The organism is Kribbella sp. NPDC000426, from assembly GCF_040300265.1.
In the GTDB taxonomy this organism is placed as follows: domain Bacteria; phylum Actinomycetota; class Actinomycetes; order Propionibacteriales; family Kribbellaceae; genus Kribbella.
Map to the genome: position 1 here is coordinate 72,540 of NZ_JBEPDK010000012.1, position 22,801 is coordinate 95,340.

Annotated in this window: 16 protein-coding genes; 2 read left to right on the forward strand and 14 right to left on the reverse strand. The window is 68.8% G+C overall.

Going from position 1 to position 22,801, the window contains the following annotated elements; genetic code table 11:
* Positions 1–102: 102 nt before the first annotated feature.
* Positions 103–1,293 carry a PucR family transcriptional regulator gene (locus tag ABT313_RS42620; RefSeq protein ID WP_350866461.1) on the forward strand — a complete coding sequence of 397 codons (1,191 nt, stop codon included), beginning with the start codon at positions 103–105 and terminating at the stop codon, positions 1,291–1,293.
* Here the strand turns inward: ABT313_RS42620 and ABT313_RS42625 are convergent.
* The 4 genes from ABT313_RS42625 to ABT313_RS42640 are packed head-to-tail and all read right to left on the reverse strand — an operon-like array spanning position 1,249 to position 6,278.
* Positions 1,249–2,517 (reverse strand): wax ester/triacylglycerol synthase domain-containing protein, encoded by a 1,269-nt coding sequence (locus ABT313_RS42625; RefSeq protein WP_350866463.1) that lies wholly within the window; start codon positions 2,515–2,517, stop codon positions 1,249–1,251. The genes ABT313_RS42620 and ABT313_RS42625 overlap by 45 nt on opposite strands.
* Positions 2,514–3,284: an SDR family NAD(P)-dependent oxidoreductase gene (locus ABT313_RS42630; protein WP_350866465.1), complete on the reverse strand. Its 771-nt coding sequence runs from the start codon at positions 3,282–3,284 to the stop codon at positions 2,514–2,516. The genes ABT313_RS42625 and ABT313_RS42630 overlap by 4 nt, the downstream gene beginning before the upstream one ends.
* Positions 3,285–3,319: 35 nt before the next feature.
* Positions 3,320–5,989, reverse strand: coding sequence for an AfsR/SARP family transcriptional regulator (locus ABT313_RS42635; RefSeq protein WP_350866467.1), 2,670 nt, complete (start codon positions 5,987–5,989; stop codon positions 3,320–3,322).
* 25 nt (positions 5,990–6,014) lie between these two features.
* On the reverse strand, positions 6,015–6,278 hold the full coding sequence (locus ABT313_RS42640) for a hypothetical protein (protein WP_350866469.1): 264 nt from the start codon (positions 6,276–6,278) through the stop codon (positions 6,015–6,017).
* 224 nt (positions 6,279–6,502) lie between these two features.
* Here ABT313_RS42640 and ABT313_RS42645 point away from each other — a divergent pair, with 224 nt between their 5' ends.
* Positions 6,503–7,279, forward strand: a complete 777-nt coding sequence (locus tag ABT313_RS42645; protein WP_350866471.1) for an NPP1 family protein — start codon at positions 6,503–6,505, stop codon at positions 7,277–7,279.
* A gap of 16 nt (positions 7,280–7,295) precedes the next feature.
* On the opposite strand, the gene ABT313_RS42650 is transcribed toward ABT313_RS42645, so the two are convergent.
* The 10 genes from ABT313_RS42650 to ABT313_RS42695 form a co-directional block, all read right to left on the reverse strand.
* Positions 7,296–7,889 carry a TetR/AcrR family transcriptional regulator gene (locus tag ABT313_RS42650; RefSeq protein ID WP_350866473.1) on the reverse strand — a complete coding sequence of 198 codons (594 nt, stop codon included), beginning with the start codon at positions 7,887–7,889 and terminating at the stop codon, positions 7,296–7,298.
* Entirely contained in the window at positions 7,886–8,830 is a 945-nt protein-coding gene (locus ABT313_RS42655; RefSeq protein ID WP_350866475.1) for a GTP-binding protein LepA, read from the reverse strand. The genes ABT313_RS42650 and ABT313_RS42655 overlap by 4 nt, the downstream gene beginning before the upstream one ends.
* A gap of 213 nt (positions 8,831–9,043) precedes the next feature.
* Positions 9,044–11,542 carry a X2-like carbohydrate binding domain-containing protein gene (locus ABT313_RS42660; RefSeq protein ID WP_350866477.1) on the reverse strand — a complete coding sequence of 833 codons (2,499 nt, stop codon included), beginning with the start codon at positions 11,540–11,542 and terminating at the stop codon, positions 9,044–9,046.
* A gap of 80 nt (positions 11,543–11,622) precedes the next feature.
* Positions 11,623–13,050, reverse strand: coding sequence for a glucose-6-phosphate dehydrogenase (locus ABT313_RS42665; protein ID WP_350866478.1), 1,428 nt, complete (start codon positions 13,048–13,050; stop codon positions 11,623–11,625).
* A gap of 66 nt (positions 13,051–13,116) precedes the next feature.
* Positions 13,117–14,391 carry a hypothetical protein gene (locus ABT313_RS42670; protein WP_350866480.1) on the reverse strand — a complete coding sequence of 425 codons (1,275 nt, stop codon included), beginning with the start codon at positions 14,389–14,391 and terminating at the stop codon, positions 13,117–13,119.
* Positions 14,392–14,429: 38 nt separating this feature from the next.
* Positions 14,430–16,451 carry a HelD family protein gene (locus tag ABT313_RS42675; RefSeq protein WP_350866482.1) on the reverse strand — a complete coding sequence of 674 codons (2,022 nt, stop codon included), beginning with the start codon at positions 16,449–16,451 and terminating at the stop codon, positions 14,430–14,432.
* A gap of 164 nt (positions 16,452–16,615) precedes the next feature.
* On the reverse strand, positions 16,616–19,255 hold the full coding sequence (locus ABT313_RS42680; RefSeq protein WP_350866484.1) for a phosphoesterase: 2,640 nt from the start codon (positions 19,253–19,255) through the stop codon (positions 16,616–16,618).
* Positions 19,256–19,378: 123 nt separating this feature from the next.
* Positions 19,379–20,728: an ABC-2 transporter permease family protein gene (locus ABT313_RS42685; protein WP_350866486.1), complete on the reverse strand. Its 1,350-nt coding sequence runs from the start codon at positions 20,726–20,728 to the stop codon at positions 19,379–19,381.
* Positions 20,725–21,666, reverse strand: coding sequence for an ABC transporter ATP-binding protein (locus tag ABT313_RS42690; protein ID WP_350866488.1), 942 nt, complete (start codon positions 21,664–21,666; stop codon positions 20,725–20,727). Before ABT313_RS42690 ends, ABT313_RS42685 begins: the two co-directional genes overlap by 4 nt.
* 112 nt (positions 21,667–21,778) lie before the next feature.
* Positions 21,779–22,795: a ferritin-like domain-containing protein gene (locus ABT313_RS42695; RefSeq protein ID WP_350866490.1), complete on the reverse strand. Its 1,017-nt coding sequence runs from the start codon at positions 22,793–22,795 to the stop codon at positions 21,779–21,781.
* Between the last annotated feature and the right edge of the window lie 6 nt (positions 22,796–22,801).

A 22,801-nucleotide genomic window follows, 5' to 3' on the forward strand; every position in this document is an offset into this window, starting at 1 on the left:
CGGTTTCATGCCAACTCTGCCCCGGTGACGAACATTCGGCGGGACAGAATTTGTCACGGGATTACAGTTGGGCTCGATGGGTTCCCCCCGAGGAGTCTTCCCATGACCATCGCAACCTTCGACCGGGCGCGGCTCGAGGACGCTTTGCTCGACGGACTGCCTGCCCTGGTGGCCGAAGTACGGGACCGGCTGGCCGAGCACTGGCCCGACTACGCCGCCTTCCTCGACACCGACCGGGACGCGGTCGTCAAACCCGCCGAGCTGTTCGTGCACCGGCTGCTGGACATGTCGATCGCCAACCTGGTCAATCCCGAGCAAACCACCCTCGACCGCGCCGACGAGACCGTTCGGCGCGTCTTCGAGGAGATCGGCCGACGCCAGTTGCAAGAGGGCAACGACCTCACCCGGTTGCTGACAGCCTTTCAGCTCGGTGCCCGGGTCGCCTGGCGGCATGTCGCCGCGACTGCACTCCGCCTGGACTTCGCGCCGGACAACCTCGCCGCCTTGGCCGACTCGGTGTTTGTGTTCGTCAACCAACTGTCCTTCTCCGCTGCCAACGGCTATCTGCAGGAGCAGATCGAGGACGCGATGGCGCGCGAGCGACGCCGCGAAGACCTCGCGAATCTCCTGCTCTCGGGCCGGACCGGCACGGAGGCGATCCGGATCGCCGCACAGCAGGCCGCCTGGCGGATCCCTGAGACCGCAGCCGTCGTCATCTACAGCGACGGCGACCAGGAGTCGGCCGGGACGCTGGTGGCCCGGCTCGAGCCCGGCGCGCTGCCGATTCGCCGCAACGCGGTCGTGGTCGGCGCGATCATTCCGGAACCGTCCGGTCCGGGACGCCGCCTGCAGTTGAGCCGCGAGCTCGCCGGGATGGGCGCCGTGGTCGGCAATTCGGTTGCCCTGGCCCAGCTTCCACGCAGCCTGGAGATCGCCCGGATCGCGGTCCGGTTGCGCAACACCGGCGTACTCACCGATGACCCGGTGTTCGCCGACGAGCATCTCGATGCGCTGATCGTCTGGCGGGACGAGGCATTGGTGGCCGCGTTGCGGGAGGAGATGCTCGCGCCGCTCGCCGGTGAGACGGCGGCCGCGCGCGAGCGGCTCGCGGAAACGCTGGCCAGCTGGCTGAAACACTTCGGCGACCGGCAGGCGATCGCCCACGAGTTGAGCATCCACCCGCAGACCGTCCGCTATCGCATGGCACGGCTCAGGGCCTTGTACGGCGATCGCCTGGACGACCCAGAATCACGCGCGCGCCTCTTCCTCGCCCTCGAGTGGCCCGGCCCCTAACCGCGCCAACACCTGGTCGAGCCGGGCGGCCAGCGCCGGACCGTCGACCAGCTGCGGATCAGTCGCGAGACCGATCCCGAGGACACCTGTCCAGCTCAGCGCACCGACGGCGAGCGGAGTCCCCGGCACCAGCGGCAGGATCGGATACACCCGATCGTGGGGCACACCCGCGAACGACATCTGCTCGGTCGTGCCCGGCATGTTCGAGACCACCGCGTGCAGGAATCGTTGCCCGTACACAGTCGGAGCGAACCACCGCGCGAGCGGCTCCGGCACGATCCGCAGCCCGGTCGCGAGCACGAACCTGGACGCCAGCGCCCGCGTCGGCCGCTGCAGCCGTTTGGTCCGCGCTGACACCTCGGTCAGCAACTCGTCGAACGGACGGCCGTCCACCGGAACCTCGACCATGATCGCGGCCGTCGCGTTGCCCTCGGCCGCACTGTCCGGCGTCCGAACCATCGTCGTCACCGAGAAGCGCAGCTGCCCGTTCACCGCCTGCGCGAGTCCCGGCGCGACGGCGTACAGGCTGTCGGCGAGCAGGGCGATGAGCAGGTCGGTGACGCGTACGCCGCGGGCGGACGCGGCCCGGCGTACGACGTCGAGCTCGACGGCCGCCGTGGTGAACTCGCGGCGCAACGAGCTGGGCGGCAGCTTGGCCGCCGTACCGTCCGTTGCGAGTTGGGCGAGGCCGACGGCGGTGGCCACGGCCCGCGTCAGCCGGCCGGGAGCGGCGCCGGACGGCAGCTCGATCTTGGTCGGCGGCTCGAACAGGCTGAAGGCCTGCAGCACCGTCCCGATGCCGTCGGCAATCGAATGGTGGACCAGCACAACCAGCCCGTCCGCTCCCCCCGGGCCGATGTCGCGAACGATCGCGATCCGCCACATCGGACGGTCCCTGGGCATCGGCTGCTCGGCGAGGTCGCCGACGTAGCGCAGCAGACCGGCGTACCCCTCGGTGGATCGGTGCTCGACGACGTGCCAGTCCAGGTCGACCTCGTCGGCCTCGATCCAGCGCGGCCGCCGCCAGCGGGACGCCGGCCCGAGGCGCTGATGCATCCGCGGCAACTGCGCGAACCCGTCGGCAACGATCTTGCGGACCTCGTCGATCGTCGGCCGCTGTCCGGACGGCTCGAGCACGACGATGCCGCCGACATGCTGCGGCGCACCGGTCCGCTCGATGTGCAGGAAGAACGCATCGGCCGACGGCACGACGATCCCTTTCACCGGGGCATCACCTGCTCCCCGAACCGGGCCGACAGCTGCCGATACAGTCCCGGCGCCAACGCACGTACGGCGGGTGCGACGCGCAACCACCGCGGCACCCAGATCTCGGCGCGGTCGTTGGTGATGCCATCGACCATCGCCCGCGCGACGTCGTCGGCGGGCACCGGCCGCGGACGCTTGCGGTCGTATTCCCGGCCGCGAGCGCTGAAGAAGCCGGTGTCGACGACGCCCGGGACGGTCAGGCTCACGGATACACCTGTACCACGAATCTCCAGCCGGAGGCTCTCGGCGAAGATGTCCAGCGCGGCCTTGGTGGCGGCGTACACGGCTTCGCCGGCCACCGCCGTACGCCCCGCGACCGAGCCGACCAGCGCGACATGCCCGCTGCCCCGCTCGATCATTGACGGAAGCAAACACCTGACCAGCTGCAACGGCGCCAGCAGATCCAGCGCGACCAGGTGGTCGATCTCCTCGGCCCGCATCCGCACGAACGGCCCCGACCACCCGAGCCCGGCGTTCGCCACCAGCACGTCGATCCGCCCATGAGCAGCCAGCGCAGCATCAGCGACCTCTGCAGCAACACCCGGCAGAGCAAGATCACCAAGCACCGGTACGCCGCCGACCCGCGCGGCCACCTCACCCGTACGCTCCGCGTCCCGCCCGTGCACCACCACCCGGGCCCCCGCCACCGCGAGCCACTCGACCACCGCCGCCCCGAGCCCGGCCGACCCACCGGTAACCAGCACAACCTTCCCGTCCAGCCGCATCACACCTCCTACTCCCAGCATGATGCCAACAGCAACTACTCGGCCAGATGCGCGATCCGGGCCACGAACACGTTGGAACCGGCGTCCCGGAGCAGGTCCGCCGCGTGCCGGGCGGTCCGGCGAGCCAGTTCCTGTTGCTGCGCGGCCTCGTGGATCAGAGCCAGGATCGAGGTTGCCTCCGCCTCGAGCAAGACCGAACGGAGTTCCCGGAACACCGCGAGACTGGCAACGATCTGACGTTCCGCACCGTCGAGATCGCCCTGCGCCAGGCAGATCTCGGCGAGGGTTCCTCCGGCCAGTGCAGCTCCCTGACGGCTGCCCTCGGCCCGATAGATCCGGACCGCCTCCGCGACGGTGCTCCGGGCCTCGTCCAGTGCACCCAGCCGGAACTGGCAGTCGCCGAGGTTGTTCAACGTGTGCGCCCGGCCGATCGCGGCGTCCTCCAACTCGAGGGCAGTCCGGTAGAGCTCGAGCGCCTCGGCGTCGGCGTTCTGCACGTGCGAGACCAGCGCGGCACCTCGCACCGCCGCGGCCTCACCGTGGTCGTCGCCGGCCTGCCGCGCGAGTCCTCGCATCTGCGCGAACGACTGCTGCGCGCCCGGCAGATCCTTCGCATACACCTGCGCGGAGCCGAGTCGGCCCAGCATCCACGCCTCGCCGTCCGGCCGGCCCTGCTGACGCGCCAGCCCGGCAGCCGAGCAGAACAAGTTTCGATGGTCCTGCCAACGACGCCGATGGCCGACGTACGGCCAGGTGATACCGGCGAGCTGCCAGCTCCGGCCGGGATGTCCGTGAGCGCCGGCCCAGCTGACGGCGGCGACGAGGTTGTCCCACTCGGTGTCGAACCACTCGTACGCTTCTCGTTCGCCCGGCACTCGAGCCGGTTCCACCCCTGGTCCGATCGGGTCCAGGTACTGCGCGGCGTCGCCGGCGTACAGGAGCTCCATCGCGTGCAGGCCGGAGTACAGGTACCAGTCGAGCATCCGCCGCTCGGCCGGCAGACGGTCCTCGACGGCGAGACTCGCCGCGTAGTCACGCACGAGGTCGTGGAACCGGTAGCGGTCCACATCGGTGCGGATCAGCAGGCTCGCCTCGGCCAGCTGGTCGAGCCCGGCGGCCGCCGTACCGGGGTCCGCGCCGAGCAACGCAGCGGCCACACCGATCCCGAAGTCGTCACCGGGATGCCCACCGAGCAGACCGAGAAGCCGCCGCGTTTCGCCCGGCAGAGCGTCGTACGACAAGGTGAACGACTCCCGGACGCCCTGAACACCGACCGCCTGGGACAGCCGATCGAGACGCTCCGCACGCAGCCGCCCGGCGTACGCAGCAAGCCGCCCGGCCGGCAACGTACGCGCGCCCGCGGCAGCGATCCGCAACGCCAGCGGGAGCCCTGCACACAACTCGGCCAGCTCATCCATCGCCTCGCCGCCGATCTCCGCGGCACCGTCGATCGCCTGCCGGAGAAACGTCCTCGACTCCCCCGCCGACAACGGCTCCAACACCGTGCCGCTGGCCCCGACCGTCACCGCGAGCTCGCGAAGCGACTGCCGGCTCGTAACGATCACCGCGCTCCCGGCAACGTTCGGCAGCAGGCCGTGGACGTCGTCGACCGTGAGCGCATCGTCGAGGATCAGCAACACCCGCCGGTCCGCCAACGCCTCGCGAAACATCTCCGCCCGCGCCCGCGGATCACCCGGGATCGCGTCCGGCCCGACCCCGCAGAACCCGAGCAGCTCGGCCAGTACGTCGTCAGCCGGACGATCACGCAGCCGGACCAGCCACTGGCCGTCCGGGAACGCCTCCCTTGCGGCATGGCCGATGCGGGTCGCGAGCGCCGATTTGCCGACACCGGGGAGGCCGGACAGGACGAGGACCGGGACGCCGTTGTCGTTCGCGAGGAGGTCGAGGGCCTTGGTCAGCTCATCGTCGCGGCCGATGAAACCCGTTACCGGCAAGGGCAAACGGGTCCGCACGGTCCAGGCCCGCGGGCGGTCGCCGATGAGCAGCACCTGATGCAGCTCGCGGAGCTCCGGCGACGGGTCCGTGCCCAGCTCCGCCGCGAGCGCCTGACGCAGCCGGTCGTACGCCGCCAGTGCTTGCGCCGTACGGCCGGACTCGTGCAAACCCCGCAGGAGCAACAACCATGCGTGCTCACGCAACGGACTGTCCGTGGTCACCGCGGTCAGCTCCGCGATCGCCTCGTCGGCCTGACCTGACAGCAACAGCGCCTCGGCGCGCTGCTCCCGCGCGTCCAGCCACTCGTCACGCAACCCGGGCCCGAACCGCGCGGCCAACGTGCCCGTCGAGGCACCGCGCAGTACGTCGCCGTCGTGCCACCGCAACGCCTCCGTCAGCAGCTCGACCCGAGGCTCCGGATCCGCGGACGCGGCCGCGGTGACCAGGTCCCTGAATCGCACGAGATCCAGCTCGTGCCCGGTCAGCTCGAGCCGGTAGCCGCCGAGCTCGTTCCGCAGCTCGGCCTCGCTCAGCGCGCGGTGGAGGCGGGAGATCGCTGCCTGCAACGCGGCCCGTGGGTTCGACGGCAGGTTCTCGCCCCACACGTCGTACAGCAGCTGATCGTCGGACACGACCTGGTCCGGCCGCAGCAGGAGCGCGGCCAGCAGTGTGCGGACGCGCTCGCCGGGGATCGCCGTACGGACGTCGTCCACCGACGCCTCGACCGCCCCCAGCACCCGAAACCGCACTCTGCCATTCTCGCCCGGCGCAGGCTCAGGCGCGGACGGCGAGTGCGGTCAGCAGTGAGGCGACGATGCCGCCGTACAGGACGAGCAGGGCGATGAACGGGAGCACACTGCCGACAGGTGCTCGGGTGCGGATGGTCTTGGTGTCGAAGTAGTTCAGGCTCGGACCCCAGCCGAACGGCGACAACGGTGGCTCGCCGTTGACGCTCCCTGGCAGCCCGTGACCGCCGTAAGTCGGGATCGATCCGTCTGGCAGTGCAGGCGGCGGCGCCGCCTTCTCCTCAAAAGGCACGCTGTTCCTCCCCAGGAACCACCTGCCGTCGCTCCTCAGCATCCCCAGCCGGCAGGTGTCAGACACCACTCTGCACCACCAATACGAGACCTGGCATCCCACCAATTCCAGGTGTTCACGGACCGTCAACCTGTAGGCACGTGACGTATAGGCGTTGGTGCACCGCGACTGGCATCCTCGTGGCGTTCCTTTCCGCCCTGAACTAAGTTCTGAAGGAGCATTCGATGAAAGTGTCCGCCCGCCGCACGCTCGGCGTGGTCCTCGGAACCGCCGCCCTGATCGTCACCTCGGCCGCAGTGGCGTTCGCCGCCCCGCCGCCGAACCTCCCGCAGAACGCCGACGGGTACGAGCAGTCGTTCTCGCCGGCGTACGACTACGACACCGACGGCTGCTACGCCACCCCCGCCATCGGAGCCGACGGCACGCTCAACCCCGGCCTCAACCCGACCGGCGCGGTGAACGGCAACTGCCGCGACCAGTCCGACCTCGACAACTCACAGACGTACTCCCGCGAGAAGTGCAACAACGGCTGGTGCGCGGTCGTCTACGCCAGCTATTTCGAGAAGGACCAAGCGCTGCCCGGCAGCAGTCTCGGCGGCCACCGGCACGACTGGGAGCACGTCATCTCCTGGATCAACCAGGCGTCGAACCAGGTCGAGTACGTGACCACGACGCAGCACTCCAGCCAGGTCACGTATCCCCGCTCGCAGGTCCGTTTCGACGGCTCGCACCCGAAGGTCGTCTACCACAAGGACGGCGCGAGCACGCACTTCTTCCGCCTCGCCAACAGCAACGACGAGCCGCCGGAGAACCACTACCACGACTGGCGGTACCCGCCGCTGGTCGGCTGGAACGGCTACCCGAGTACCTCGCTGCGCGACATCCTGATGACCGCCGACTTCGGCTCGGCGACGATCAAGATCACCGACAAGGACGACCGGTTCCGCAACCTGCTGAACGCGTCCAAGCCGTCCGGGATCCCGTTCGATCCCTGGGCCTGACCTGACGAGGGCGCGCTCAGTCCTGCTGGGCGCGCCCGCCCGGGGCGGCCAGCGAATCGGCCAGGAGGTCGATCATCGCCTCGTGCCGTTTCGCCGCGGTCTCCGCCTGACCGAGCGCCACCGTATCGAGGAAGACCCGGCTGACGACCAGCTCGGCGGCCGTCCGCACCCGGTCCCGCCCGGCGACCACGTCATCGGCGCCGCTCAGCACGTCGGCCACCGTCTCCGTCGCCTCGGCGAACAACTCGGCCGCCCGCTCGGCGATCTCCGGTCTCCCCTGCGCCTCCCGGAACACGATGATCCGGGCGGCCCGGTCGTGCTCCAGCTCCTCGGCCATCGTCGCCACGATCGCCTGCAACCGCCGCCGTACGGTCCGGCCGCGGGCCGCGGAACGCAGTACCTCGCTCGGCGTCGGGCGCTCCTGCACGATCGCGAGCAGCAGGTCGAGCTTGGTCGCGAAGTGGTAGAACACCAGACCGGACGGTACGCCGGCCTCGTGGGCGATCCGTGCCGTCGACGTCGCGTCGTACCCGTGCTCGGCGAACAGCCGCTCAGCGGTCTCGATGATGACCTGCCGCTTGGTGTGACGCGCGTGGGCAGCAGCAGTCATGAGCCGGCTGGTTCGGCAGCGGGCCAGGCCTCACCCTTCCGCTCGGCAGCGAGCTCCGCAGATCGCCGCAGGGCCTTGAAGACGTAGTCCGGCACCCGCAACCCGCGCCGGTGCGCGAACATCAGCTCGTACTCGGCGCGCCCGACCTTCAGCGCATACTCGCGCAGGTCGTCCTCGCCGCCCTTGCTGATGTCGAGGGCGTGCATCACGTCACCGAACTGGGTCCGCTGGAGCTTGTTGTAGGCACCCACAACATCGAACGTACGCTTCCGCAGGCCGCGCGTCAGCCACCGCTGCCAACCGGACAGTTGCCCCCAGAGCTCCTGCGCGGCCATCTGGTAGTACGCGAAGTGTCCCGGCTCCTGCCGCTTGATCGGCGCGACCACGGTCGCCGCGATCGCTCGCTCGCCCAGCTCGAGCAGTCCGGAGTGAAGCTTGTTGTAGGCAAGCACCGCCGAGCGCTCGGTCGCCAGTCCGGTGAGGTAGTACAGCATCCGGCTGATGTCCTGCACGCCCGGCACCTTGCCGAGCGCACCGAGCAGCTTGAGCTTGAAGTCGACGTCGGTCAGGTTCGGCTCGTGCGCCTCGATCCCGGCCAGCTCCTGCATCTGGTCCAGGATCAAACCGTGCCGGGTCTCCTGCGGCATCCACACGTCCGCGTAGAACCGCCGGTCGACCTCGGGCGGATCCGGCAGCAGGATGTTCAGCTCCAGGACGTTCCGCTCGACCTCGAGCTCGACCCGGGTCATGTAGGCCAGCACCGACCCGAACCGCTCGGCCAGCAGCCGCGGACGCTTGATCGTGTAGTCGACGCTCTCGAGCGGGATCGGCGGGTGTTCCTCGCCGAGACGGTCGACGTGGTCGGCCAGCTTGGAGTCTTCCCGGCGCCTGCGGCTTCGCCGGCGCGGGACGGTGACATTTCGGATATCGCTCAAGGACATTAGGCGGCACCTCGCTCGATCGACAGGGATGCCAGATCGATCCCCCGGACTGAATGGTAACAAGTACCTGACTGATCAGTCAGTCAGATTCCCTGTGATCCGCCCCAACCTTTCGGGCCGGCACAGAGGGTTCGGAGCCCATCCAACGACAGATGGGTGGTGACCGCAGGAGCGCGGCCACCACCCATCTCAGGGGGTGAGGGGTATTGGCTTCTACTTGGCGATCGTGTAGCTGACCGTGTCGTTGCGCAGTACGTCGCCGTCGACCTTCACGATGCGCAACGCGTGCGGGCCGTTCTTCAGGCCGGTCGCGCTGAACACCTGCTGGTTGGTCACGCGGGCGTCGCCGTGCAGGTTGACCCGGCGGACCAGCTTGCCGTCGACGAACACGTCGGCGTTCCCCTGGTCCGGAGCGACCTGCGTGCTCCACGCGACACTCGTACCGGTGAAGGCGAAGTTGACCGCCGCGCCGTTCGCCGTGGCGGCGTGGATGTCGTCGCGGTAGTCGCCCCGGAACCTGAAGTCGAGCGGCACGCTGCCCGCCGCCAAGGTCGCGAGGTACGCCGCCTTGATCGTCACGACCTTGCCGGCCACCGTGTAGTCGGTGCCCTTGACCAGGTCCTGGCCGGCCTTCGAGATGCCTGCCAGCTCATCGGGATCGCGGCCGAGCTCGACACTCACGTCGGCCGGGGAGCTCTTGTCGAACGTCACCGTGTCCGGGTTCAGCAGGCTCTCCTGCCGGATGTTCAGCTTGTCGAGCAGCATGAACTGACCGGACTTCTTCACCGCGCGGATCGTGTGCGAGCCGTTCGGCAGATCCGAGACGCTGTAGACGACCTGCTGCGGTTTGTTGTGACCCTGGGACGGATCCATGTACGTGCTGACCGTCTGCTTGAACTGGCCGTCCACGTAGATGTCGACGTCCCCCTGTCCGGGGTCGGTCTCGGTCACGTAGTCGACGCCGGTGCCGACGAAGCTGTACGAGAACGAGTCGCCGTCGGTCTCGGTCCACGCCACGTCGTCCTTGTAGTCACCGAGCCCGCGGCCCGTGCTCTGGTGCCACGTGCCGGTGTAGGTGATCTGCGAGTCGTCGTTGTTGACCTCCAGCGTCCGCGAACCCGCGTCCGCGGTCTTCGCCTGCGCCGAGTCGGTGACCGTCACGGACAGCGGCTCGGACACCGCCGGTACTTCGTAGTTGTGGTTGCGCTGCCAAGCGCCGTCGTAGGCGACCCGCAGGTCGTCGTCGTTGACGCGGATCGAGGAACCCTTCTGCGGCGTGACCTTCAGCAGCTGGACGCCGTGGATCGGGATGTCCTTCCCGGTGAAGCCCTGCGCGAACTGACCGAGATCCTTGTGCGCCCACAGGTCCCGGACCTTCGCAGGCCCGGTCAGGCCGAGGTCGGCCCAGTTGACCGTCATGTCGGAGTCGGTCTGCCCGAGGTTGAACAAGGCAACGGTGTAGCTGCTGTCGGGGTTGAGCGAGTACCAGACCTGCTTGTTCGTCTTCATCGACAGCGGCTGCGCCGGCCGTCCAGCCTGGTTGACCGCGATCACCTCGGGGTTCGTCAGCAGGCTCAGGCCGTAGTCGTCCAGCCGGGTCATGTCGTTGCCGACGTACATCGGCGCCGCCGAGACTGCCCACAGGGTGGCCGCCGTACGGCGTTCGTCCTTGGTCAGGCCGTCCATCGAACCGTTGCCGACGTCGAGCGAGTCGAGGTCGTTCCAGCCGCCCGGACCTGCGTGGCGCCACCAGTCCGCCAGCTTCGGGAACAGCCGGTTGATGTTCTGCCACTGCGTCAGCGCGACGCCCGGGCAGTAGCACTCGACGTCCCACTCGATCCGCCACCCGTTCGCGTACTGCTTCCAGGTGTCGGCGTAGTTGATGTCGACCGCCCAGGACAGCTCGAGCCAGATCTTGTGCCGAGCCAGTGCCGCGGACCACGCCTTCACGTCGCCGCGCGCGTCCAGCGACAGGTCGCTGATCCCTGAGCCGGGCGTGACGCTGTCGAACTTCAGGAAGTCCAGGCCCCAGGAGCCGAACAGGTCGGCGATCGAGTCGATGTACTTCTGCGCGCAGGGCTTGGAGAAGTCGATCTTGTAGCCGATCCCCCAGTAGTCCGCCTTCTGCAGCGGCTGCACCGGCAGGTCACCGGTCTTGCACTCGGGAGCGCCGTACACCGGCAGGTTCGCGTCGATGACCTCCTTGCCGATGCCCGGGATCGCGTACAGGCCGACCTTCTGGCCGTTGGCGTGGATGTGGTCGATCACCACCTGCAGCCCGTTCGGGTACAGCTTCTTGCTCGGCACCGGCCGGCCGTACGCGTCGATCCCGTCGTTCCAGCCGGCGTCGATGTTGATGTTCTTGTACCCGTACGGCTGGAGCTTCTTGTGCATCGCGTCGGACTGCTTGATCAACTGGTCCGCCGAGATCCAGTTCCCGGCGCCGTCGTACACCTGCATGCTGTAGCTGCTCCACCCCATGTACGGGTGCAGCGCGATATCGCCGGCGGGACCGCCGGACTGGACGTTCGTGGTCACCGCCTCCGGCGCCTGGACGGCCTGCTGCGGAGCAGCCGTCTTCGGCGCGATCGGAGGCGTGTTCCGGGGTGCTGCTGCGGACGTTGTAGCCGTCAAACCTGCCGGCAGCAGTACGGCGGCGACGAGACCGGTGAACACGGTCCGCACCCTCCTGCTCCGAACGGATCTGGTCATGGCGGTGACCTCTCTGAGAGAACCGAATCGGATAGGATATTGGTTCTAGTTACTTAACCGTGTCAAGATATGGGCCCGGATTACTTCCAGATCGCAGGTCCGCCAGAGCCCGCGTCGTACTCGTCGAGCGGTACTTCGCCGGCGCGCCACGCGGCGAGGACAGGCTCGACGATCTCCCAGCACCGTTCGGCCACGTCACCGCGCACCGAGAGGAGTGGGTCGCCACGGAGGATGCCGCTCAGCACCTCGCCGTACGGCAGGACCGAGGACGACGGCAGCGTCGCGTCGAGGAAGACCTGGCCCATCGTGTACGGGCCGTCGACGCCGAGCGCCGGGACGGACAGGGACAGCTCGCCCGGGTTCAGCCCGATCCGGAGCGTCTCGCCGTCGCGCGCGCCGTTCAGACCCGACGGCAGGTGCCGCAGCGGCTTGAACTTGACCACGATCTCCTTGCGGGCGACCCCGAGCGCCTTGCCCGAGCGCAGCGTGAACGGCACACCGGCCCAGCGGTTCGTGTCGACCTCGACCGTCACCTCGGCCAGCGTCTCGGTCCCCCGCTCCGCGTCGACACCGTTCTCATCGGCGTACGACGGGACCACGCGATCGTCCGCGATCCCCGCGGCGTACCGCGCCCGTCGGCCCGCCTCGATCGCGGAGCCCCGGTAGAGATGCGTACTGCGCAGGGCCCGGGCCATCTCGCTGCGCACCTCGACGGCGTCCATCGTCGCCGGTGCGTCCATCACGAGCAGGGCGAGGACGAGCAGCAGGTGGCTCTGGATCATGTCGACCAGCGCGCCCGCGTTGTCGTAGTACTGCGCGCGTCCCTCGAGGCCGAGCGTCTCGTCGTACACGATCTCGACACTCTCGATGTGCTCGGCGTTCCAGACCGGCTCGAACAGGCGGTTCGCGAACCGCAGGCCGATCAGGTTCAGGACCGCGGTCCGGCCGAGGAAGTGGTCGACGCGGTGCACGTTCTCCTCGGGCACGAGCGAGCCGACAAGCTGGTTGAGCTCGGCGGCGGACTCGGAGTCGGTGCCGAAGGGCTTCTCGAACGCGAGCTCGGTGCCTTCCGGCAGCTCGAGCCCGCGGAGCTTCTCGACGATCGCGGTCGTCACGGCCGGCGGCAACGAGAAGTACAGGACCGGCGCCGGACCGGCGAGCTCCAGGAGCGCGCGCAGGTGCTCGACGTCGGTCGGGTCACCGGCGACGTACTCCGTCGTGGCCAGCGTGTCCGCCGCCGCGGAGCTGAGCTCGGCGCCGAAGGCGGACCTGACCCGGTCCGTCCACTCGTCCGGCGCGAGCGGGGACCGCCCGGTCCCGATGATGCGCACACTGGTCGCCCGCGGTCCGGCCAGCAGACTACCCAGACCCGGCAGCAGCAACCGCGAGCTCAGATCGCCGCTGGCGCCGAAGATGACCAGGGTTCGTTGGCCGGTGTGTTGACCTGTACCGGCCGAGGTCCGCTCGACCGGTAGCAGGGCCGCATGCGTTGTGATGATGCCTCCCAAGACTCGTGGCTCATCCGTGGAGCCACACCCAAAGACGCAACCGCGCCGAGGGTAATCGCATTCCCCTCAGGAAACGCGCGATATCTCAGGGGCTGGGTAGGGCGAATCCGGGAGGCCGAGGTTCCGCCAGACGAACCGCGGGACCCGGGCCAGGAAGCCGCGGATGAACAGCGAGCTGTGCGCGATCGCGGGCTGGCTGTGCTCGCCCGGGGAGAACCAGGCCCACTGCTCCTCGATCCAGAACCCGGCCGGCGGGTTGGACATCAGGTACTGCATCTGGCGCGGATGGATCACGTCGTAGGCGAACTTCAGGTCCGGCGAGTGCACCGCGAACTGCCGGTTGAACGCCTCGCTCTCGAAGCTGATCCCGCCGCTGAGTCCGATTCTGTACCCCTTCGGCGCGACCTCCAGCCGCGGCATCCGGATCGGCAACTGGAACCCGAGGATCGCCTCGCTGTGGCTCTCGGTCACCGTCCGGGTCTGCGTGCGGCCCTCGCTGTCGGTGTACGACTCGGTCCGCGTCGTCTTCCAGTGGTGCGTGAACGCGACGAACGGCGGTCCGTCGCCGTCCCGGCCGCGGATCACCTCGCTGGTGCTGTGGCCGTGACCGCCACGGTTCACCGGTGTGAACTCCAGCAGGCTGTCGTCGACGCCGATCCAGTACCAGTCCGGGTGGTGATAGAACGTCAGCCGCGGCTGCGGCTCCGGCTGGATCCAGCGGTCGAGCGGCGCCGCGTCGATCGCGTCCGCGACGGCGCCGAGCTGCTCCAGCCAGGCCGCGAGCAGGTCGGGCTTCTCGCGCGGCGGGTTCAGCACCACGAGCTGATCGCTGTCGATACCGGCGTTCAGCCCTGGCAAACCCGCGGCCATCGCGCTCAGCTGCGAACACACCTGCGGATTCATCAGCTCCGCGGCGAAGTCCGGTTCGAGCGCACCGAGCTGCCAGCCCGGCCCGAGCTGCGGCGGGGCGGGCACGGCGTGCGCGAGGACGCCGTACCGCGGCCGGGTGTCGCCGCCGGTGATCCACAACTCGGGGAGCCGGCGTGACAGCGTGACCATGCCGACCCAGCCCGACCAGTGGGAGGTGCTGTACTCGATCACCTGGAACGCGCGACCCCGGGCGGTCAGACCGGTGATCTGGTCGTCGGGCTTGCGGACGAAACCGAGGCCGAACGGCGGATTGTTCAGCCGCGCGACGGCATCGAACGTCGGGCTGTTGACGAAGTTCCAGCCGCGCTGCCGCAACGAGTCGATGTAGCGCTGCCGGCGGACGAGCGCGACGATGCCCCAGGTGAGTCCGGCCGCGAACAGCACGATCACGACCACCACGAAGAGCTTCATCGCGCCCACGATAGCGGCGCCCAGGATCAGCGCCGGGATCAGCCGAGGGCGCTCGGGAGCGGCTCGGCGTGGATGATCTGGAGGCGGCTGACGGCCCGGGTGAGGACGACGTACAGGCGGTGCAGGCCGCGGGGCTCGGCCGCGACGATGTGGGCGGGCTCGGCGACGACGACCGCGTCGAACTCGAGGCCCTTGGCAAGCGTCGCCGGCACGCAGACCAGGCGGACCGTGTCGATCTCGTCCTCGGTCTCGCCGATCAGCGCGACCTCGAGGCCGGCCGCGGCGATCGCGTCGCGCAGCCGCGCCACCTGGTCGTCCGCGGCGATCAGGGCGACCGAACCTTCGCCGGCCAGGGCGGACTTGCACGCGGCGATGACCTCGTCGGCGAGCGTCGACTCGGTGGCCGGTACGACGCTCAGCGCGTCCGCCACGGTCCGGACGCCGCTCGGCGTACTCAGGGTCGGAGCGATCTCGGGCAGCAGCTTCGCCGCGAAGCGGATGATCTGTTCCGGCACGCGGAACCCGCGATCAAGCTCCTCCACCACTCCGTCGCTCTTGTCGAGGTGACCGAGGACGCGGTCCCATGAGCCCGCGGCCCACGGCGTCGTCGCCTGCGCCAGATCGCCGAGCACGGTGGCCGAACCCGTCCGGCATCGGCGGCCAAGCGCACGGAGCTGCATCGCGGACAGATCCTGTGCCTCGTCCAGGACGAGGTGCCCGAGTGACCCGGTCCGCCGTTCGATCAGGTCCTCGAGCTCGTCGAGCAGGACGGTGTCGGCGAACGACCACTTCGCCGACTTCCACCCGCGGGCCGGCTTGCTCCAGAGCAGCGCCTTCCGCTCCTCCTCGGTCAGCGCCGGAGCGGCCTGGGCCAGGAAGTCCGCGTCGGAGAACAGCCGATGCAGGACCTGCTCAGGTGCGACGCGCGGCCAGACCGAGTCGAGCACGTCCTTCACCGGCTTCGAGCGGGCCACTGCGTTCTGCACGCGGTCGTCCGGTGACTCGGCCCGCTCCTCCATCCGGACCAGGACGACGTGGGCGATCCGCTGCGCGAGCGCGTTCCGGCCGGGCGCGTACCGGGTCGACTCGCGCAGGTCCGACACGATGTCGACGACCTCGTAGTCGTGCACCCGGTAGCGCCGGGATCCCTTGCTGTAAAGGACTCCCTCGGTCGGGGTACCGACGTACGACCACAGCGCGCGCCGCAGTACGTCGGCCATCCGGGCGTCGCCCTTGAGCCGCTCGGCCTCGGTGTCGTCGATCGCCGCGGTCGGCCGGGTGAGCAGCTCGTCGATCGTGATCTGCCGGACGTCGACCTCGCCGAGCGCGGGCAGGACCTTACGGATGTACGACAGGAACGAACGGTTCGGGCCGACGATCACGACGCCGCCGCGGCCGAGTCGTTCGCGCTCGGTGTAGAGCAGGTACGCGACCCGGTGCAGGCCGACGGCGGTCTTGCCGGTGCCGGGCGCCCCCTGCACGCAGACGCTCGGGTGCAGCGGAGCCCGGACCAGGTCGTCCTGCTCCGGCTGGATCGTGGCCACGATGTCGCGCATCGGGCCGGTGCGCGGCCGCTCGATCTCGGCCCGCAGGAACGCATCGGCCTGATCGGTCTCGACCACGCCGGTCAGCGGCTCGTCCTCGAACCCGGTCAGCTCGGCGTGATCCGAGAACCCGTAGCGGCGCCGCATCAGCACCCGCTGCCGGTCGCTCTGGGTCGCCCGGTAGAACGGCACCGACACCGGCGCCCGCCAGTCGATCACCAGCGGTACGCCGCTGCCGTCGTGAACGTGCCGGCGGCCGATGTAGATCCGGTCGTGGTCGGGAATCGTGCCGTGCTCGTAGTCGAGCCGGCCGAAGAACAGCGGTACGTCGGGCAGGTCGATGAGTGCGTGGGTGCGCATCTCCTTGGCCCGCTGGTTGGCCTCGTTGGTGAAGCGTTCGTCGTTGTCCTCGCCGCCGATGATCTGGACGTCGCGGTCCACCACTTCGGCGTACATGCGGTGGAGAGCGGTCTGGGCAGTGGTCAGGAAGGCCCGTTCGGCCTCGAGTTCGGCCATGGCAGAGTGCCTCGAATCGTGAGCATGGGTCCCGCCCCGGAGCTGATCCATCCGGTTCGATTCGATCCCGAAAAAGACAGGCCCGCGACGTTACCAGCGACGTCGCGGGCCTGCCACCCAATTACTGCCTCACCATTCGTTCAGCCGGTCAGCCGGTCAGCCGGTCAGCCGTCGTTCTCGTTGGCCGGGATGATCGCGCCGGGTACGTCGTTCGGCGCGACGATCTTGGTCTCGCCGGGGTACGGCGTGGCCCAGTTGTGCGCCTCGTACCAGTCGTAGTGGTTCATCTGGGACGGGTTCGCGAAGTCGGCCTTGGCGTTCGGGCCGGTGGTCCGCTGCTGGTCCTTCCACGCCGACCAGGTCGCCGCCATCGTCTCCATGCCGGCCGGGACGGCCGCCGTCGGAGCCGCCGCGACGTTCGGGTTCTGCGCCGCGGGAACGTCCGCGCCGCAGGTCGGCACCGGGTTCACGCCGCCGGTCAGCGAGGTCCGGTTCGGGACCGCGGTGAACGGGGTGTAGTTCGGCTTGTTGGTGAACGCGCCGAACATCGGGGTGGCCGCGGTGTCCTTCTGGTTCATCGGGTGGATCCCGAGGATCTGCTCGATGGTCCGCATCATCATGATCTGCGTGTAGTAGTGGCTGTCCGTGACGCCGTGCTGCGCGTACGGGCTGATGATCTGGATCGGCGCCCGGTGCCCGTCGACGTGGTCGAGACCGGCCTGCGAGTCGTCCTCGACGATGAAGATCGCCGAGTCCTTCCAGTACTTGCTGTGCGTGATCGCGTCAACGGTCCGGCCGACGGCCAAGTCGTTGTCGGCCACCTGCGCCGGGCCGTTCGCGGTCCCGCCGGTGTGGTCGTTGGAGTACCAGAACATGTTCAGGTTCGCCGGACCGTTCTTCTTGAAGTCCTTCTCCCAGACCTGTTCCTTGTAGATGTCCGGCACCGTGGTGTCGAACTGCGGGAAGCCCTGGACCGCGACCTTGTTCAGCGACGGGATCGCCGAGCCGACCTGGATCGGGTACTTGGTGTCGGCACCGGTCTGCATCTGCTTGGTGTCGCAGTACAGGTTCTGCCAGCTCGCACCGGCCGGCTTGTTCTCGATCGAGAGGAACTCGCCGAAGTCCTTGACGGTCTTGCCGGCCGCCTGGGCACCGGTCCAGATGAACCCGCTGGCCTGGTGGCCGAGGGCATCGTTCTCGGTGTCGTAGCTGCGCAGGTACTCACCGGCCGAGGACTCGGTGTACTCCGGGTTGTCGGACTGCATCAGCCAGTTGTGGCCCTCGGCCGAGTTCGTGCCGACGTCGTAGGTGTTGTCGTACAGCCCGAACTGCTTGGCCAGCGCGTGCTGGTTCGGCGTCACGTTCTCGCCGTACTGCGTCAGCGCCGGGTCACCGTTGCCGGTCGGGATGTCGCCGTACACCTGGTCGTAGGTGCGGTTCTCCTTGACCAGCAGGAAGACGTGCTTGATCGTCGACGGGTCACCGAGCTTGGCCGGGACCGCGACCGGGGCGCGGTGCCCCTTGTCGGTGGCCAGCTGCGCCGAGCCCTTGGTCCAGCCGTTCTGCGCGAAGACCGTCGCGGTGTACTTCGAGATCGCGTGGTCGTCCGGCAGCTGGAACTTGGTCAGGCTCGACGTCGTGTCGTGCGTGCCATGGCCGGCCGCGGTCGTGGTCCGGCGGGCGTCGACGCCCCGGGTGTTCGAGACCACGATGTCCTTGCCGACCTGGGCGAGCTCGGCCGGGAAGTAGTCGGTCGGCAGCAGGCCGACGTAGCTCACCGGCTCCAGCGGGTTGCGGAACTTGTAGACCGCGACCGCGTTGGCGCGACCGAGCGAGACCAGCAGGTGGCCGTCGTCGGTCAGTGCGATGGCGTTCGGCTCGTAGCCGACCTTGGCCTCGTCCCACGGCTGGGTGGTGATGGTCTGGGCGACCTTGTCCCACTTGGTGTTGATCACCGAGACCGTGTTGCTGGAGGTGTTCGCGACGAACACGGCACCGTTCTTGGCGTACACCGCGGTCGGGTGCAGACCGACCGGGATGCTGCCGACGGCGGCGGCCGGGTTCTTGGTGTCGATCACGCTGACCGTACCGGTCGTGGTGATCGAGTTCTGGTTCGCGACGACCGGCGTGCCGTACGAGTCGAGCGTCGTGTCGCCGGGCCGCGCGGTCCGGCCGCCCTCGTTGCTCACGTAGAGCTTGCTGCCGACCATCACGATGTCGCGCGGCGCGTTGCCGGTCACCCAGCTCTGCGTGATCGTGCCGGTGGCGGCGTCGATCGCGACGACCCGGTTCTGGCCGTTCACCGCGGCGTACACGGTCTTGGAGTCGGCCGAGAAGACCGCCTCACTGGCCAGCGCGTGCTTGGCGCCGTCGGCGGCGATCGAGACGAAGGTCGGGTTCGCGAGCGAACCGTCCGCGTTCACGTCGAACTTGCGGTAGCCGTCGGTCTGACCGAGCCACAGCTGCTTGCCGTCCGGCGAGTACGTCGGGCCTTCCTGGCCGATGTCGTTGCCCGGGATCTTCAGGTCCGCGGCGGCGTTGTTGCCGACGTACTGCTGGACCTTCCAGTTCTTCAGGTCGACGATCGCCAGCGCCATCCCGCCGTCCGTCACGCCGGCGGCCAGATGGCTGCCGTCCGGACTCGTGGTCGACGACATGATCTTGCCGTCCTGGAGGACGAGCCGGTCTCCGAGCGGCTTGATGTACTGGTCGGAGGAGATGACCTGGCCCTTGTCGGTTACCTGGCCGACCTGGTCGTGTCCGAAGCCGGTTGTCGAGGCGACAGCGGTGCCTGCGAGCGCCACGGCGACAGCGGTGGTGCCCGCTGTTACCAGTGGTACTCTGCGCCGGAGGCGACTCGACGAGCCCTTTTCGTCACGCCTGCGGCGGCGTGTTACCTGCATGGGAGCAGTCCCTTCGGGTTGGTCTTACTTGGCAGGTAGCAGTTCGATATTGCCGTCGAACTGCCACAGTGGGTTCGGTTCGTCTCCCGACGGGGTCCGGACGAGGAAGAAGCCATTCACTTCTTTCGGTCCGTCCCCGTCGGACACGTACCGACCGAGTGGGTTGATGTCGAGCTGGTAGATCGCCGAGCCGGCCACCGCCACTCCCGGGATGTGCCAGCTCACGACGCACCGCCAGTCGTTGCCGGGCCCGCGCGCGGCGACCTGGTCGCCGCCCTTGGTGCACTCGGCGGCGCTCTGCAGTTGCTCCTCGGTGACATCGGCCCGATTGAGCCGCTTGGTCTGCAGGCGGTAGAGATGTGCGAACTCGATCGCGACGGCCTTCTGCACCTTGTCCTGGTCGATGCCCGAACCGAAGCCGCTCACCGGAGCGATCACCGCGGTGCTGACGACGAGCAGGCCGACCAGCGGCAGCAGACCGGCGGTCAACGCCCGGCGGCCGGAGCCGTCGTGCGTCGGGTTGGTGAAATCTCGGCGTACGAAGAGGAAATAGGCCAGGCCGGTGGCGACGATCGCCCAGACCAGGCTGACCGCGACTCCGATCAGCAACGGCCCGCGCTGTGCGGGGCTCGTGAACAAGCCGTTCCAGCTGATGAAGGCGTAGCCGGGAAGAGCGAGGCGGAAGGCGACCGGGACCGGGAGTTGCTGGACGATCTGCATCGCCAGCGCGACCACTGCCGGGAGCAGCAGGCCCATGGGCGAGCGGCCGAGCGCGACCGAGCCGAGGAGACCGATCGCCGCGAGGGCCAGCGTCGGTGCCAGTGCGCACAGCCAAGCGAGGAAGACCGCCCCGGCCGCATGCCCCGGCGAGAGCAGGTGTCCGTCGAGACCGATCAGCTCGCGGTTGCCGACTACCAGCAGGCCGCTGCTCGTGCTGGACACGACCAGCCCGATCACCAGCACGACGATCACGGTCAGACTGGAGAGAGCTTTGGAGACGAAGATGCGGCGCGGCGAGCGGACCGCGACCAGCAGGTGTCGCCAGGTGCCGAGCCGGTCCTCGGACGCGAACACGTCACCGGCGATCAGCGACGTCAGCAGCGGCAGGGCCCACGATCCCGAGAAGCCCAGCAGGACAAGGGGTCCGGCCCATCCGGTCGCGTGCATCATCCGACCGAACAGCGTGTCGACCGGCAGCGAGGCCTGCTGGCTGATGATGGCGACGAAGGCCGCGGGGGCCAGCCAGCAGGCGATGATCAGGACCCGGACCCGCCACTGCGAGAGCAGCTTGACGAGCTCGAAGCGGTATCCACGGGCGACCGAAACTGAGCGCGCCACAGGGGCTGTGGCCGGGGCGGCGGCGGTGGCCGTCATGAATTGTTCTCCTGCTGCTCGGTGAGGGCGAGGAACGCGGCTTCGAGGGGTGAGACGACCGGTGCCAGCTCGCGGACCGCGACGCCGGAGTCGACGAGCCGCTTCACGAACTCGTCCAGCGCCGGGATCGGCGCCGAGATGACGAGCAGCTCCACGCCGTCCTTGACGGTTTCGTCGTCGCGCAGCCGGATCCCGTTGGTCTCGCGGGCGATCCGGCGGGCGGTCGCCGGGTTCGAGGTGAGCACCCGGTAGTCGAGCTCGCTGTCCTCGGAGGCCAGCTTGCTGATCGGTCCCGAGAACGCGACCCGGCCGGTCGACAGGATCGTGACCTCGGAGCAGAGCTGCTCGACGTCGTCCATCCGGTGGCTCGACAGCATCACCGCCGTACCGTCCGCGGCCAGGCGGGCGAGGACGCCGTACACGTGCTTCTTGCCGGCCGGGTCGAGGCCGTTGGACGGCTCGTCCAGGATCAGCAACTTGGGCTTGGTGAGAAGGGCGGCGGCCAGGCCGAGGCGCTGGCGCATGCCGAGCGAGAAGCCACGGACGCGGTCGTCGGCGACATCGGTGAGGCCGACCTGGGCGATCGCCTCGTCGATGTTCATCGTCTGTCCCGGGTCACCGCGGAGTGCGGCCAGCGCGGCGAGGTTCTGCTTGGCGGTCATCGACGGGTACAGGCCGGGGCCGTCGACGAAGCCGGCCACGCCTGCCGGTACGACGAGGGCGCGGCCGACCGGCGTACCGAGGATTTCGAGCGTGCCGCGATCGGCGACGGCGAGTCCGAGCAGCAGGCCGAGAAGCGTGGTCTTGCCGGCGCCGTTCGGACCGACGATGCCGTGGATCTGGCCTGGTGCGACGTCGAGGTCGACACCGTCGAGTGCCACGACCTCACCGAAGTACTTGGTGATTCCGCGAGCACGGACAGCGGGCGGGGTGTCCATGGTTAATACATTAGGAAGGAATGTACGGTCAGGTGAAGACCGAACGTTAACAAATGGCGAACTGGAAGCGGCTCTTTCTCCCAAACGTCTCAGCGGGTTCTCAGCAGCCCTCTCAGCGACGCTGTTCCGGGTCGATGTAGAGGAAGGTCGGGCCGGCCACCGTCCGGTCGTCCTCGCTGAGTTGCAGCAGCTTGAGCGCCCCGGCCCTGAGGCCGTACATCGCGCGGACGGAGTCGCGGATCAGCGCCGGCTCGCCGGTGAACGCCTGCTCGAGAACGTACAGCAGCGTGCAGTAGGAGTCGTCGAACTCTTCCTGCGCGGCGCGGATCTGAGCGTTGTCCGAGCGGTGCGGGTTCGGCTGCATCGGGGCGATCCCGGTCAGGTCGAGCGCGACCGGCTCGCCGGTCGGTCCGGACTGCGGGGTGTCGCCGCGCTGGTAGCGACGGCCGAGCTTGAGCTCCATGAACCGGAAGTAGTGCGCGACCTCGTCGCGGTCCGGGTGGAAGATGTCGTGGTCGCCGTCCCAGACCTCGCCGCGCGACGTGCCCTCCCCCTGCTCGACGATCTCCTCGAGCGCGGCCAGCGCCGATCGAAGATCGGTGACGGGCTGGGCTGTGCCGCCGGTGTGCTGGAAAGGTCCCGCTGTCACTTGCCGCGCCGGGTCGCCGGAGAACACCTTCTCTTCGCCGAGCGTCTCGCACAGGTAGCGCACGCCTTCTTCGATCGCGTCGTAGAACTGCCCGATCGTCTCGTAGTGATCGCTTTCGGCCGGTGAACCTGGTGCCTCCGGCTTCTCGAGCCGCAGGAACATCTCCAGCGCCTCCGGCCCGAACGGCAGCAGCGACAGCTCGACCTGACCGTGCGGAAGCGTGCGCGGGAACGCGGGGAGCATGCCGGGATAGTCCAGCCGCGGTTCGCCGCCAACGGCGTTCAGCAGGTTAGCCGCCAGCGCGAGGTGGATCATCTCCTCGACGAACACGCTGCTCACCAGCTCGACCGCATCCGGGTTCTGCGCCGGGTCCAGGGAGTAGAGCGCACACAGGTACGGCGGGATCGTGGCGTGCTCGAGCTCGATCGCCCACTGCAGGTGCTGGTGAAGACCGTCAAGGGTCTCGATGCGCTGGCTCATACCCGT